This window comes from Sphingobacteriaceae bacterium (genome assembly GCA_016715905.1).
Lineage (GTDB): Bacteria > Bacteroidota > Bacteroidia > B-17B0 > Aurantibacillaceae > Aurantibacillus.
Window position 1 is genome coordinate 518,455 of record JADJXI010000017.1, and the last position, 14,693, is coordinate 533,147.

Consider the following 14,693-nt stretch of genomic DNA (forward strand, 5'->3'; position numbering starts at 1 on the left):
ATTATTGAATCTATTACGTTATATATTTTCTCCGCTATGGAAAATTTGGTTTGCACTTAGTTTTATCATTCCATTTTTAATATTATTTCCATTGTTTTATTTTTGTTTTTTAACTAAAAATGCAGATTTGGCATTTTCATTAAAAAGAGTATGGGCTAAAATTATTTTATATAGCTCATTTCTTTTTCCGGTAATAAAATATAAATCCAAAAAAATAAAATTACCTAAACCCTGTATTATTGTTTCTAATCACACTTCTTATCTGGATATTGTTTTAAGTCCGCTTTACATCGATCACACTGCTGTTTATATGGCCAAAGCCGAATTATTAAAAATACCCTTATTTAAGTATTTTTTTGTTTATCTTGATATTCCGGTAAACAGAAAAAGCGTGAAGGATTCACACAAAGCATTTATTGAAGCCGGAAAAAAAATTGATCAGGGACAAAGCGTGGTTATTTATCCCGAAGGAACAATTTCCTCTCATGGCAAACTTAAACCTTTTAAAAACGGAGCTTTTAAATTAGCAATAGAAAAACAAGTACCTATTGTACCTGTTGCAAATTTGAATAACTGGCAATTTTTGCAAAATGGCGGGTTTTTTAAAAGTAATGGTAGACCCGGTATTCCAAAAATTATTGTTGGCGATATTATAGAAACCCAAAACTTAAACGAAACCAATATCGAAGAACTTAAGCAAAAAGTATTTACCTTTGTAAAACAGGAATTAGAAAATTACCATGGCAAACAAAATTGATATCAAAACAGTAGATGAAATTGCACATTTGGCAAGACTTGAGTTTAATGATGACTCAAAAGCAGAAATTTTAAATGATCTCAATAGAATGTTGAGCTTTGTAGATAAGTTGAATGAATTAAATACAGATTCTATACAGCCACTTATATACATGACTGAAGAAACTAACGTTTTAAGAGCAGATAGTCCTGAAGTTACACTCAATCAAAAAGAAGCTTTAAAAAATGCACCGAGAAAAGATAGCGATTATTTTAAGGTACCTAAGGTAATTGATCAACAGGTGTAGTTGGCTCTCCTTTGTTCCGGATTTTTCTCCACAAAGAAGCTATTTGCTTACGAAAAATAAAACACAACAATAAATAGGGCATCAAAAGCAAATACAGTATTCCGGAATTTAAACCTCTGGCCACAGAATTCGGGTCGCTTTTTAAAGAAGTTTCTGCTGCTTGCTTACACATGGCGCATTGCGCAATTAATGGAGTATTCATTACCATTAAAAAAATGAAAACGAAAAAAATTAACAGATATTTATTTTTTCTATCCAATGTTGTAAAGTTAAATTAAAGGACGGAGTATTTTGAACATTTTAACATGATTTTTATCGTTTTTCAAAATAATTAGCGTAAAATGAATATAATTTAAGGGTACATTCATTTGAATGTATAAATTTGGAGAATATGAAAAAAGAAAATAGTGTAGGTGTTTGGATGGATTATCATCAAGCAAAATTCATCACAGTTGAAAAAGAAATTGCCATTGTAGTTTCAGGCCATGACAAATTCCCAAGAGTTGACGGTCAAGGCGCTGATGGCACAAGATGGGGTCCAAATTCTTCCAATAATGAATTCACAAAAAATCAGAAAGAAAATGCACAAATTAAGGAGTATTTTAATCAACTGATGGAATTGCTTGCAGATTATCAAAACATATTACTTTTTGGACCAACAAAGGCTAAAAACGAATTGTACAACTTAATTCTGGAAAACAAGAAATTTTCTGATAAAAAAATTAAAGTAGAATCCGCAGATCAAATGACCGATAATCAATTAATAGAATTTGTACAGGAAAATTTGAAGTAAAAAGAATAATGAATCAAAAAATTATTTTGTCACAAACACAAAAACATCTTCGTTATCCTTTTTCATAAGGTATTTTTCCCTGGCAAAGGTTTCTAAACTCTTTTTATTAGTCGCCAGTTCATTCAAGTGAAATCGGTTTTCGGCAATTTCATGGATATAATAATTCCGTTCTTTTTCTAATTTTTTGCATTTTTGAATGAGTTCCCATTGAGAAAAAACATCGTTTTTATCAAAAAATAACAGCCAGGCCAAAATGGCCACGCACGTTAAAAAATACTTATTCTTGAATACTTTTAGCAAAACACATTATCTTAGAGGTGCATATCAAATTTAAGGTAATGTGTCTGTTTGTAAGTAGTTATACTAAAAAGGTTATTAAGGGTGTATTGTTAGTTTTTTTGACTTCTTCTTTATGGTCACAATCAAATGGCACAAGTTTCAAAAGCAGTCAAATAAAATACAAAAGGGTGAAAACAGCCTATGATTCTAAATGGGTCGGTTTACAAAAGCTTTTGATAAGCAAAGGCCTAGCTACAGAAAATATAGAAATTCACTTGCGAAGCTTTAAGCGTGAAAAAGAACTTGAAATTTGGGCCAGAAATAAAGGCGCAAAACAATTTACACTCCTTAAAACTATACCCATCTGTGCAACTAGCGGAGATTTAGGTCCTAAACGAAAAGAGGGAGACGGACAAATTCCGGAAGGCATGTATCATGTTTCCTGGTTTAATCCCATGAGCGATTATCATCTGGGTATGAAAATTAATTACCCGAATTTATCTGATAAAAAAAAGGCAAAAGGGTCAAGGCCGGGCGGAGACATCATGATACATGGTTATTGTGTTACCATTGGTTGTATTCCGCTTCAAAACGAACCGATAGAAGAAGTTTACGTGCTTTGTGTTGAAGCAAAAAATGCAGGTAATGATGTTGGCGTAAGCATTTTTCCTTTTCGCATGAATGAAAAAAATTGGGAACACTTTCAAACCGCTGAAAAAAAACATGAGCATTACGAATTTTGGACAAACCTTAAAATCGCTTATCTGTATTTTGAAAACTACAAAACAATGCCCAATTTTAAAATAAATAAATCAGGAGATTATGAATTTCACACCAATTAAAAATAATATTTCCCTGGGTATTGTTATCGTTCTTTTAAGCGCCTGCTCTTCAAAGCAGGATGAACTTCAAATACCCGATTATGTTTTGAAAAAAGAGCGGTATATAAATTTACTGGCCGATATGGCAATGGCAGAAAGTGCAACCAACTTAAATTTACTCAACTTAGCGGGAAATGCTTTTGATTCGGCTTATGCTTTTAATCCCTTAAAAGAAAATAAAATTGAAAAAGCAATTTACGATTCTACAACCCGTTTTTATACGCGAAATCCTCAGGCCCTAAAAGAAATTTTTGACGAGGTACTCATCGAATTAAGTAACCGAAAATTGAAAAAAGAAAATAAAAATACAGATACGTTGAAATAATGAATTTAACCTTTTTTCAGGCCGTAAAAATAAAAGCCCCACTTTTAATTATTAATTTAGTGTTCAAATGAAAAAAAGCTTCCTAATTATAGTATTGATCTGTTTTGGGTTTAAAAATTTCGCTTCCCAGCTTTTAATCCCAATGGATGCCGGACAAAAAGATCATTTGAAAGCCTATGGCTTGGCTTATTGGGCCTTAAAAGGAGAATTAGAAATTTATTGGTTAACCAATTACAGAGGGGGCAGTTTTTTAATTCCGAATGCAAAACCGGTGGCAAACGAATGTTTAATACGTGGTATATCCTATGAAATAATTTCCGATGCTCAAAAAAACAATATTCTCGCAGAAATTGCAAACCCCGAAGTAAATCAAGATGCCATTAAATTGGAAAAAGCGCCAAGAATTGCTGTTTACTCTCCAAAGGGAAAACAACCCTGGGATGATGCGGTTACCCTAGTTTTAAAATATGCTGAAATTCCATACGATTTAGTGTATGACGAAGAATTGCACTTAGATAAACTCAAAGATTATGATTGGTTGCACCTGCATCACGAAGATTTTACCGGACAATACGGAAAGTTTTACGGACAATTTCAATTTGCGGCCTGGTATCAGGCTGAGGTGAGAGAAAACGAAAACACAGCTAAAAAGTTGGGCTTTACCAAAGTATCTCAAATGAAATTAAGCTCTGCTAAAAAAATTCGCGATTTTGTTTTCGGCGGCGGTTTTTTATTTGCCATGTGCAGCGCCACGGATAGTTATGATATTGCATTGGCAAGTGAAGGGGTAGATATTTGCGAGAGCATGTTTGATCACGATCCTATGGATAAAAGTGCAAATTCAAAAATTGATTTCACTAAGGGTTTTGCGTTTGAAAATTATAAATTAAGCATGAATCCCATGGAATATGAGTATTCAACCATTGATACTTACGGCCACCGTCGTCAATATGGAATGACTCAAAAAACAGATGTATTCTCTTTATTTGAATTTTCGGCAAAATGGGATCCGGTACCAACCATGTTATGCCAAAATCACACCAGCATAGTTCAGGGATTTTGGGGACAAACCGCAGGCTTCGATAAAAAATACATTAAAAAAGGTGTACTAATTATGGGAGAAGCTAAAGCCTTTAATGAAGCCAGATATATTCATGGAGATCATGGTAAAGGAACTTGGACTTTTTATGCCGGACACGATCCGGAAGATTATGAGCATAGAGTTGAAGAACCGCCAACTGATTTAAGTTTGCACCCCAACTCACCCGGCTATCGTTTAATCTTAAATAATATTTTATTTCCGGCTGCTAAAAAGAAAAAACAAAAAACCTAAATGAATTTTTTAGCTAAATTATTGGTTTCGGCTTTGGCTGTATTTGTGGTAGCACATATTGCTCCGGGTGTTCAGGTAGATAATATTTTGGATGCTGTTTTAGTTGCCATTGTTTTGGCATTTTTAAATACCATAGTAAAACCTTTATTTACCATACTCACTATTCCTATTACCATTTTTACATTAGGCTTTTTTCTTTTGGCCATAAATGCCTTTATTATTTTATTTGCCGATAAATTAGTAAGTGGTTTTCATGTGAATGGTTTTTGGTATGCTTTATTATTTAGCATTATTCTATCCATCATCACCGGAATTTTAAATGTGGTATTTGGCATAAGTAAAACCAACATACGTATCCATAAAAATAAAGAGCAGGATTATTAATCCTGCCCTGTAATTTCAAATTAAAAAACGTTGTCTTATTTATCGAACTTGGTAAAATCAGAAGGTACACTAACGCTGGCTTCATCCAATGATTTATTGGCAATTTTAACTACTTCCAGTCTGGTTAATACTTTCCCGTCGTTAATTTGTTTCTCTTCACTCAACAATGGCATTGCGCCTTGTGGCAATCCGGTAATTTGATTAAAGTAAACGCTTTGTTTGTCTTTTCTGTTCCATAATTGTAAAACCGGAATGAAAAAATTAAACTTTTCGGTGCAAATCCAATAGGTAATGCTGGTGTTTTCGTCCGGGTTTTTTACAATGTATTCCTGGCACTTAAATCCTTGTATGGTTTTAGTCTGATTTCCTTTACTCACTTCACATTTACCTTTTATCAAAGCCGGCGTTTCACTTTTATGATCTCCCCACACTTTTCTTTTCGGGTTAATCCAACGAATATTATGATTGGTTAAATCAAAAATAAAACCACCCTCAATTGTTCCTGATTTTTTACCGTATTGTACCAATTTAACAACCTGATCTTTTACCAAATAAACATTATTAAGGGTATCACTCCCTTTATAATATTTAAAATCAATGGCTCCATTAAAAGATTGGGCCGATACAGCAACCGTAGCAAGAAAAACAGAAAAAAAGAAAATACAACGCTTCATGTGTATAAAATTAATAGTTTTATAGAGGCTTAAAGTTAATAATATAAAACATCTAATATATAAAATTTGATATAAATTGAAGCTAAAAAATTCACAAATAATGGGCCGAGAGGCTGAAAGTAGGGCTAAAGCATTTCTCGAGTCGAAAGGAATCAAAATTTTAGATACCAACTGGCGATATAAAAAATTAGAAATTGATATTATTGGTGTTGACGGAAATAATCTGGTTTTTTTTGAAGTTAAAGCACGCAGTACGGCGGATTTTGGAGAGCCGGAAATCTTTGTAAATCCTAAAAAACAGCGCTTTATAGTGGAAGCTGCCCATCATTATATTGAACAAAAAGACATTGTATTGGAAGCCCGGTTTGATGTCATCGCCATTTTATTAATTAATAACAATTATGTTGTAAAACATCTAAAATCGGCCTTTTATCCTCACTTTAAGTAGCTAACTTTACAACATGAAAAATAAGAGCAAAAACGAAGAGCCACATAAAAAACCACGTTCTAAAACCAATAATTATACTTCTAAAAAAAGAACTTTTTCTGAAAGAAAAAATGAAGATTCATTCGCGAAAAAAAAGAATGAAGATATAGACGAAAAAAAGACCGAAGAGGAAGAAAAAAAATCCTATAAACAAAAACGTTCATTCACCAGAAATAAAGAATTTCGGTCTACCAATAGTTCCGGATTCAAAAAAAATTATTTCGAAAGTAAGGGTGATAAAACGCATAAACGTCCGTTTAAAAGAGACTTCACCGAAAATAAATTTGAACGTAAAAATAAATTTGAGAAAGAAGGTAAGGAAGGAAACAGTGAATCGCGCGATTCAAAACCCAAGTACCCATCTAAAGAACGCTCGTTTGATTCCAAAGATCGTTACAGCAAAAAAAATAAATACGAAGGAGAGAAACGCATTAAATATTCCGACTTAGAAGAAAAACCAAGGTTTAAGGATACATTCGATAAGAAAAAATCAGGCAAAGCTCCTCAGAAAAAACAAACGAATGACGATGGACTTATCCGTTTAAATAAATATCTGGCACACTCCGGTATTGCTTCACGTCGCGATGCGGATGATTTAATCAAAAGCGGAACGGTAAAAGTAAACGGAAAAGTGATAACAGAAATGGGATTTAAAATTTCCCCAACCGATAAAGTTACTTATGGCGACGCCGCAGTTAAAAATGAAAAAAAGGTTTATTTATTATTAAACAAACCCAAAGATTACATCAGCACCATGGATGATCCGCAGGAAAGAAAAACGGTGTTGGATTTAATTCAAGGGGCTTGCCGCGAACGGGTTTATCCGGTGGGCCGATTAGACAGAAATACAACCGGATTACTTTTACTCACCAATGATGGCGCGCTTACTAAAAAATTAACGCATCCTAAACATGGTATTAAAAAATTGTATCACGTGAGTTTAAATAAAGGGTTGCGTACCGAAGATTTTAAGGCTATTATTGAAGGGGTTGAATTGGAAGACGGAAAAATTTCAGCCGATGATTTAGCTTTTGTAGGAGAAGGAAAAAAAGAAGTGGGGATTGAAATTCACAGCGGAAGAAACAGAATTGTTCGCCGCTTATTCGAGCATTTAGGTTATGAAGTGCTTAAACTGGATCGGGTGGCTTTTGCGGGACTCACAAAAAAAGATTTACCAAGAGGAAAACACCGGTTTTTAACGCAAAAGGAAATAAGTTTCTTAAACATGATTGGTTAAAATTTTGTATATTTATTTTGTAATTTGTCCAAATTCTAATATTCTATGTGTGGCATTGTAGGTTACATTGGAAAGCGAGAGGCTTATCCCATAATTATTAAAGGATTACAACGATTGGAGTACCGCGGTTATGACAGCGCCGGTGTTGCGGTTATTAATCCTGACGGAAATTTAAACATATATAAAAAGAAAGGTAAGGTTAGCGACTTAGTTGATTTTATTAAGAGTAGTGATAGAAGCGGTGATATTGGTATTGGACATACGCGTTGGGCCACACACGGCGAACCTAATGATGTTAATTCGCACCCGCATTATTCTCAAACTAAAAATATTGTAATTATTCATAACGGCATTATCGAAAATTATGCCTCCATTAAAGAAGGATTAAAAAAACGCGGACATGAGTTTGAATCGCAAACGGATACGGAAGTACTGGCGCATTTAATAGAAGAAATTCAACAAAACGAAAATTGTACTTTAGGTTTAGCAGTTGTTGCCGCATTAAATCAGGTCATTGGGGCTTACGCTATAGTGGTGATGGATAAAAATGATCCAAACAATTTAGTTGCGGCTAAAAAAGGAAGTCCCATGGTAATCGGTGTAGGAGACAATGATTATTTTATTGCTTCAGACGCATCACCTATAGTGGAGTATACTAAAAATGTAGTGTATTTGGATGACGAACAAGTAGCTGTGATGCGAAGAGGAGAGCCATTAAAAATTAGAAATTTAAAGGCTAAAGAAATTACACCATATATTCAAAAGCTTACTTTAGAATTAGAGTCTATTGAAAAAGGAGGCTTTGATCATTTCATGCTTAAAGAAATTTATGAGCAACCCCGTTCGGTTTTAGATAGTATGCGAGGAAGATTAAATGCTTCCAAGGCAGAAATTAAATTGGGAGGAATTGAAGATCACATTAAAAAATTTGAAAAAGCGCGCAGAATTATTTTTGTGGCCTGTGGCACTTCCTGGCACGCCGGATTAGTGGGTGAATATTTGATGGAAGAATTGGCTCGTATTCCGGTTGAAGTGGAATATGCTTCCGAATTCCGTTACCGCAATCCAATTATTAATTCAGATGATATTGTTATCGCCATTTCTCAAAGTGGTGAAACGGCCGATACTTTAGCGGCAATTGAAATGGCTAAATCGCGAGGAGCAACCGTATTGGGAATTTGTAATGTGGTAGGTTCTTCTATTGCCCGTGCAACACATGGCGGAAGTTATACCCATGCCGGACCGGAAATTGGTGTTGCATCTACCAAAGCATTTACTGCGCAAGTGACTGTGCTTACCTTAATGGCTCTGGAGATGGCTAAAGTAAGAGGCACCTTAACCGAAAGTCGTTTCAGAAGTTTATTGTTTGAAGTAGAAGGCATACCTGCTAAAATTCAAGAAGTGTTGGAGATGAATGATACCATTAAAGAAATTGCCTATAAGTATAAAGATTGTAATAATGCACTTTACCTGGGCCGCGGGGTTTCTTTTCCCGTTGCATTAGAAGGCGCTTTAAAGCTGAAAGAAATTTCTTACATCCACGCCGAAGGTTATCCGGCTGCGGAAATGAAACACGGACCCATTGCATTAATAGATGAAGAAATGCCGGTGTTTGTAATTGCCACCAAAGGATTGAATTATGAAAAAGTGGTAAGTAATATTCAGGAAGTAAAAGCCCGTAAAGGAAAAATAATTGCTGTAGTTACTAAAGGAGATAAAGAAGTAAAGAGCATGGCTGATTATGCCGTTGAAATTCCTGAAACAGATGAGTTATTGGTTCCTTTAATTTCCGTTATTCCCCTTCAACTTTTATCCTATCATATTGCGGTAATGCGCGGCTGTAATGTCGATCAACCTCGAAACTTGGCAAAGAGTGTAACGGTGGAGTAATCAATTCCTTTTCAACTCAATTCTAAAGGTAGTTCCTTTATTAATTTCGCTGTCCAATACGTAAATTTTTCCTTCGTGGTAATTTTCAATAATTCTTTTGCATAAGCTGAGCCCTAAGCCCCAACCTCTTTGCTTGCTGGTATAACCCGGTTCAAATACCGTTTTAAATTTAGTTTTCGCAATTCCTTTTCCGGTATCTCTCAGGTCTATCGTTAATCCTTCCGGCACATCTTTCATTGTAATAAATATTTCTCCTTTACCATCCATGGCATCAATGGCATTTTTGCAAATATTTTCGATTACCCATTCAAATAAAGGAACACAAAGATTGGCTTGCATTACTTCATTCGGTAAATCCAAATGATACTTTACATTTTTTGAAGTACGTGTTTTTAAATAAGCAATGGCATTGGCAATAATTTCATTTACATTTTCTGAAGTTAAAGTAGGTTGTGAACCAATTTTACTGAATCGTTCGGTGATGGTGTGCAAACGTTTTACATCCGATTGCATTTCATTAATAATATTTTCATCCACACCAATTCCTCTTAAATGTTCGTTCCAGGCCATGAGTGAGGATAGAGGCGTTCCTAATTGATGGGCGGTTTCTTTGCTCATGCCCACCCAAACCTGATCTTGTTCTGCCTTACGGGCTGTGCTGAACAAAATATAAGCTATGAGTAAAAACAAGCCAATTACACCAAATTGTACATAAGGGTACCAACGCAATTGGGTAAGTATTTCCGACTCCGCATAAAAAATATAATTTTTATCGCCTTCTTTCAAAACAATTTCTATGGGTTCATTTTGCGAAGCTAAATTTTTTAAGGTTGAAGCTAAATTTTCTTCACTCGATACAGAGGCCGAATCTATTTTACTATTTTTCTCTAATACTATTTTTTGAGTGGAATCGGTGTAGATAACCGGTACAGCAGCGGTATTAACGGCCACTTCATCCATAAAGGATTTGGTTAAACTGTCAAATACCAATTGTATGTCGGTAAAAACCTTACTGTCCTTATGATATAAATAGGCTTTTTTGTTTTTGTAATAATTGATAACCACGGCGGGGTAAGCCGATTTCATTTTAATTAATTCGGCTTTTATGGCTTCCGGATTATTTTCAATGGTAGAATCTAAATTTCTATAGGCTGTTATTTTATCGTCATCGTTGGTTAAAATAACCGGCACGGTGGTATTTTCCGATAAAACTTTTAAAACAAAATCCGGGTTTTGAATATCGCTGCTCAATTGCCGGGTAGCTTCGGCATACAATTCCGCCTTTTTTAATTCTTCGGTTTTAATTTTTTCAAAAAGTTCATTGGTGAATTTAACCAGCTTGGCCTTTTTTTGAACGGCCTTGGCCCACAACTGTACTTTTTGTTTTTCTTCGTTCTTAATTCGCTCAATAACGTTTCGGGTATACCACCACGAAGCCAAAACAATAATAAAGGCAATTCCGGCCAATACTAATTTCCATCTTTGTTTTTGGGTGTATATATTCACAGGCTAAACGTAGTTAAAGATAAACATTTTGATGCATTAAAAGTCATCATCGTCGTCGTCTTTCTTTTTAGGTTCTAACGGTTTTTCTTTCTTCTTATTGTTAGGTTGCTCCAATTCAAATTTTTGATCGGCTTTATTTTTTTCTTTGGGTTTAAGGGTATCATTTTTAAATAAACCGAACTCTTCTTTTAAAATTTGTTTTAAATTTTGTTTCTCAAGTTGAATGTCTTCTTTAATTTTTTGTTTTAGGCCTTGTTTATCGTATTTGTAATGTATGTCATCAATATTCCCGCTCATTTGTATAAATGCACTTCTGCGGTTTTCGGGGTCGTTTTCCACCGGCCCAAATTCGTCATCGCTTCCTTTACGTTTTTTAGAAAGTAATTCACTTATCAATAATCGAATGTGATAATTTATATTGTTGTCAAAGTCATGGGTACCGTTTAATTCAATGTTGAGGGCAGTATTTTTAACGGTAGTTTGCGGAATATAAATAATCTTGTTTTGAATACTGATCGTGCTGCTTAAGGTCGAAAATTTAATTCTTTTTAAATCTTCTACATCCACATATTTAGACAAACCTTCAAGGGGTTTAAAATCATTAAGCTCGCCTTGATTAATGTTTAACGTGACCGTGGAGCGTATCGAATTTAAATCCACATTTAAGTGATTATCCCATTTCGCCGAACAATGTATTTGTGCATTAGCAAACCCTTTTACCTGTTTATCGGTTAATGTAGCTTGTCCAAAATTATTGAGTTGTGAAAATAATTTTTGAATGTTTATGTTTTGCAGATTAGCTTGCATATTCACGCTTAAGTTTTGATTGGAACCGTCGGCCAATGCATCAATTTCTGCTTTGCCATCCATGGTCTCAAAGTTCATGTCACTAATCATGATCTTTTGATTTTTCAGTTCAAATTCACCTGAAATGTTTTGAGCTTTAAATTCTTTAAACTGCAGTTCATTGACCAGTACATTCAATTTTAAATTTAAATTTTCCGGAATATTAATTTCAGAGGATTGCCCGGAGGAATAAATAAAATCTTCGGCATGGAAATTATTGCTTTTTAACTCACCAATAATATTTAAATTTTGTTTACTGTTTAAAATAAAATTAAAAAGTCCGGGTATCTTTCCATTTATGGTTAAATCCGAGCCTCCGCGTTTTAAAACCAGATTTTCAACTGTAGCACTGCGTTCAATTAAAACAACCCGACAGGATTCTATTTTACTTTCCTTTTGATCGTTTTTAAATTGGATGAGGATTTGATTTAAACCTGCATCTATATTTATATTTACATTTTCAGATAAAGTTTTCTCTTTTAAATTTTCTAGTTTTCCGCTTACACTAGCCTTAAAGTTTAATTTCCCTTCCAGCTTCTCCAGCGTATCAATAGGCCAGAACTTCATCAGCTTATTTAAATTTAGTTCACCATCTGCTTTAAGGTTTAGGTGTGGATTATTAAAATCATTTAAAGCAAACTCACCTTGAATTTTATCTCCTTCCAACAAAGCGTGAATATTTTTTAAGGTAAGTCCGGACTTTGTTTTATCCATGAAAAAAGTGCCTTGCAATTGAATGTTAGTTAATGAAACACCGGTGGGTTTATAGAGAATGGAACTGTTTTTTACGCCAAAATCACTTTGCATCATCAAAGGTTCATTTGTTGCATATTTTATTTTTCCTCCGGCATAAAACTCCCCATCACTTTTATATTCGTTAATTCGTTGTTTGTATTTTTCGGGAAGTAAAGAGAGAATGGCTGAAACATCTAAATTTTTAGCCTGATAGCGCAGGTCTAAGGATTCTAAGGAGTCGGAATATTTAAAATCTCCGTTTAAATCAAAAATCATTTGGTTTAACTGAACGAGGGCCGATTTAAATTGGTATTCATTTTTCTTTACCTCCAAGTTTATTTCTAATTTAATATTTTTGTTTTGGAAGTAGGAAAGTTTGTCTTTCTGCAAAGAAGCTTTTTGTAGTTCACCCTGGGTTTGCAATTCAAATTCTTCTTCATGAAAGTTTCCTTTAAAGTGAATTTCATGAATTACAAATTCACTCATTAATAATTCTTTTTTGTTGCGATAGTTTATGCTGCTGTTTTGAATAGAAATTTTTTCGAGTTTAAAGTTAAGGCTATCGTTAACAGAATTATTATTTTCCGCATTGCTTTTCCAAATTTCAAAATTATGCGTTCCTTTCCCATCAGTTTTTAAATTTATTTCAGCGTGCATGATTTGTATTTCGGAGATGTTATACTTTTTGTAAAACAAATCTTTTAAGCTAAATCTTAAACCAATGGAACCAATTTGAGCCAAAGTATCTCTGTTTTTTTTATTCCAGCTTTCCATCACCACAACATCTTTAAACAATAAGGCACATTTTGGAAAACTGGAGATAAAAGTTAAATCAATATTTTCCGGTTGTACTTTTATTTCACTTTTTAAATTTTTATTTAATTCGGTAATCAGCAAACTTTTCACTTTATCTTCATAAATAAAAACTAAAGTAATACCAATTAAACAAAACAGAACAAAAGCAGTTGCTAACCAAACAATTAGTTTAAGCAATCGAATAAAAGGATTTTTTTTTACGAGTTTATTTGGCTGTTCTTCCACTTTACTAAAGGTGCATAAAAGTAAAATGCAAGGTGAGAAGTTAAGATACAGGATTTAAACAAAGTGATTTTAATAAAAACAGTTAAAATCAGGGTATAATCAACTTTTCCAGGAAGGATCGGCCACCCGAATAAATACGAATAAAATAAACTCCGCGCCTTAATTCATTCAAACTTATTTTTTGAATGGAAGATGTAATCTGCCCCTTTTGCGTTTCTTTGCCCGTAAAATCATAAATGTCGTATTGAAGCGAATGGTGTGGAATAAACTGACTTAAAATATTTAATTCCCCGTTGATTACCGGATTTGGACCTAACTGAAACATAGATTTGAAATCAAGGTCAAGATAAATAATTTGAGAATAGGCAAAAGATCCGTCTTCATTTATCATTTTTAAGCGAAAGTAATTTTGATTAGTTTCAAAATTGTTAGGCGAAACTACTTTGTAATTTGTTTTTTCATTTAGTTTTCCTTTGGAGGCAGTGCTGTTAAAAGTGTAAAAGGAAAAGGCATCGGCAGCATTTTGTAATTCAAATCCCTGTAATTTATTTTCTCCATAGGTTTCCCATTCAAAAATAACTTCATCCGCATTAAGTTTTACATTAAAATGGGTAAGTTCAACCGGTAAAAGGGTTGGTGTACACGCCGGACCACTATAAACAATGGTGTACGTTAATAATTCGGCTACTCGGTTAGCTGTTAAGGAAAAAGTTAGCACTCCTCCAACTTGTACTATACTTGCACAGCTATTTGAATTACTTGCTCCGGTTATGGTGCCACTATCTCCATTGGGTGAGCCACCGGTTCCAAAAATTCTAAATGAATCTCCACTGTCTAGGCCCGGGCCTTGAGTACTCCCCGAACAGCTTGTTCTGTCGCCCATACAGGCATTTACATTTACGGTACAACCCGCGGGAATAGAAAAATCAGCAATTTTACTAACTGTTGAACAACCCCCTGAATTACCAGAGGGCTCTGTTGTTCCGCAAGCGCCATTTGGATCGGGATAGGTAACACTTCCTGAATAAGCTGCATCGTTACAGCCGGTACAACCGCAACCTAAAGCTGTTGTTGCTGTTTTAATGGATAAATAGCCGGTTACGGTTTGTGCGAATCCCTTACTAAAAATTAGTATAAAAATGCTTGTAAATATAATTCCAGCCTTATTCAATTTTTAATCTTTAAAGCGGCTAGGGATTACTTATGTTATTACAACATAACCTCCATTAGGATGATCAC

General features: G+C 34.3%; 16 protein-coding genes. 10 read left to right on the forward strand and 6 right to left on the reverse strand.

Annotated elements, in window-relative coordinates; all coding sequences use genetic code 11:
- The first annotated feature begins 4 nt into the window (after positions 1–4).
- Both IPM51_14730 and gatC read left to right on the forward strand, forming a co-directional pair.
- Positions 5–757: a 1-acyl-sn-glycerol-3-phosphate acyltransferase gene (locus IPM51_14730; protein MBK9285554.1), complete on the forward strand. Its 753-nt coding sequence runs from the start codon at positions 5–7 to the stop codon at positions 755–757.
- Positions 741–1,043, forward strand: coding sequence for an Asp-tRNA(Asn)/Glu-tRNA(Gln) amidotransferase subunit GatC (gatC, locus tag IPM51_14735; GenBank protein MBK9285555.1), 303 nt, complete (start codon positions 741–743; stop codon positions 1,041–1,043). Before IPM51_14730 ends, gatC begins: the two co-directional genes overlap by 17 nt.
- Here the strand turns inward: gatC and IPM51_14740 are convergent.
- On the reverse strand, positions 1,018–1,245 hold the full coding sequence (locus tag IPM51_14740; protein MBK9285556.1) for a hypothetical protein: 228 nt from the start codon (positions 1,243–1,245) through the stop codon (positions 1,018–1,020). The two genes, gatC and IPM51_14740, sit on opposite strands and share 26 nt — an antisense overlap.
- Before the next feature lie 189 nt (positions 1,246–1,434).
- Here IPM51_14740 and IPM51_14745 point away from each other — a divergent pair, with 189 nt between their 5' ends.
- A complete protein-coding gene (locus IPM51_14745; protein MBK9285557.1) occupies positions 1,435–1,836 on the forward strand; it encodes a hypothetical protein in 402 nt (133 codons plus the stop codon).
- Positions 1,837–1,857: 21 nt separating this feature from the next.
- Here IPM51_14745 and IPM51_14750 read toward each other — a convergent pair whose 3' ends face one another.
- Positions 1,858–2,136, reverse strand: coding sequence for a septum formation initiator family protein (locus IPM51_14750; GenBank protein ID MBK9285558.1), 279 nt, complete (start codon positions 2,134–2,136; stop codon positions 1,858–1,860).
- A gap of 215 nt (positions 2,137–2,351) precedes the next feature.
- On the opposite strand from IPM51_14750, the gene IPM51_14755 reads away from it, so the two are divergent.
- The 4 genes from IPM51_14755 (at position 2,352) to IPM51_14770 (ending at position 5,038) form a co-directional block, all read left to right on the forward strand.
- On the forward strand, positions 2,352–2,957 hold the full coding sequence (locus tag IPM51_14755; protein ID MBK9285559.1) for a hypothetical protein: 606 nt from the start codon (positions 2,352–2,354) through the stop codon (positions 2,955–2,957).
- Positions 2,938–3,321 carry a DUF4296 domain-containing protein gene (locus IPM51_14760; GenBank protein MBK9285560.1) on the forward strand — a complete coding sequence of 128 codons (384 nt, stop codon included), beginning with the start codon at positions 2,938–2,940 and terminating at the stop codon, positions 3,319–3,321. Before IPM51_14755 ends, IPM51_14760 begins: the two co-directional genes overlap by 20 nt.
- A 67-nt stretch (positions 3,322–3,388) precedes the next feature.
- Positions 3,389–4,654, forward strand: coding sequence for an asparagine synthetase B (locus tag IPM51_14765; protein MBK9285561.1), 1,266 nt, complete (start codon positions 3,389–3,391; stop codon positions 4,652–4,654).
- Complete coding sequence (locus IPM51_14770) at positions 4,655–5,038, forward strand: phage holin family protein (GenBank protein MBK9285562.1); 384 nt, start codon at positions 4,655–4,657, stop codon at positions 5,036–5,038. It begins immediately after the preceding gene.
- A 35-nt stretch (positions 5,039–5,073) separates the two neighbouring features.
- Here the strand turns inward: IPM51_14770 and IPM51_14775 are convergent, their stop codons facing one another.
- Positions 5,074–5,712: a hypothetical protein gene (locus IPM51_14775; protein MBK9285563.1), complete on the reverse strand. Its 639-nt coding sequence runs from the start codon at positions 5,710–5,712 to the stop codon at positions 5,074–5,076.
- Between the two features lie 100 nt (positions 5,713–5,812).
- Between IPM51_14775 and IPM51_14780 the strand changes: the two genes are divergently transcribed.
- Genes IPM51_14780 through glmS form a run of 3 tightly spaced genes read left to right on the forward strand, consistent with a single transcriptional unit; the run spans position 5,813 to position 9,326 of the window.
- Entirely contained in the window at positions 5,813–6,160 is a 348-nt protein-coding gene (locus IPM51_14780) for a YraN family protein (GenBank protein MBK9285564.1), read from the forward strand.
- A gap of 13 nt (positions 6,161–6,173) precedes the next feature.
- Positions 6,174–7,436 (forward strand): pseudouridine synthase, encoded by a 1,263-nt coding sequence (locus IPM51_14785; GenBank protein ID MBK9285565.1) that lies wholly within the window; start codon positions 6,174–6,176, stop codon positions 7,434–7,436.
- A 45-nt stretch (positions 7,437–7,481) separates the two neighbouring features.
- The gene (gene glmS / locus IPM51_14790) at positions 7,482–9,326 is read left to right on the forward strand and encodes a glutamine--fructose-6-phosphate transaminase (isomerizing) (protein MBK9285566.1); all 1,845 of its coding nucleotides are present in this window, start codon (positions 7,482–7,484) and stop codon (positions 9,324–9,326) included.
- Here the strand turns inward: glmS and IPM51_14795 are convergent, their stop codons facing one another.
- From IPM51_14795 to IPM51_14805, 3 genes are all read right to left on the reverse strand, one after another.
- Complete coding sequence (locus tag IPM51_14795; GenBank protein MBK9285567.1) at positions 9,327–10,832, reverse strand: HAMP domain-containing histidine kinase; 1,506 nt, start codon at positions 10,830–10,832, stop codon at positions 9,327–9,329.
- Positions 10,833–10,868: 36 nt separating this feature from the next.
- Positions 10,869–13,454, reverse strand: coding sequence for an AsmA family protein (locus IPM51_14800; protein MBK9285568.1), 2,586 nt, complete (start codon positions 13,452–13,454; stop codon positions 10,869–10,871).
- Positions 13,455–13,542: 88 nt separating this feature from the next.
- Positions 13,543–14,625 (reverse strand): T9SS type A sorting domain-containing protein, encoded by a 1,083-nt coding sequence (locus IPM51_14805; GenBank protein MBK9285569.1) that lies wholly within the window; start codon positions 14,623–14,625, stop codon positions 13,543–13,545.
- Between the last annotated feature and the right edge of the window lie 68 nt (positions 14,626–14,693).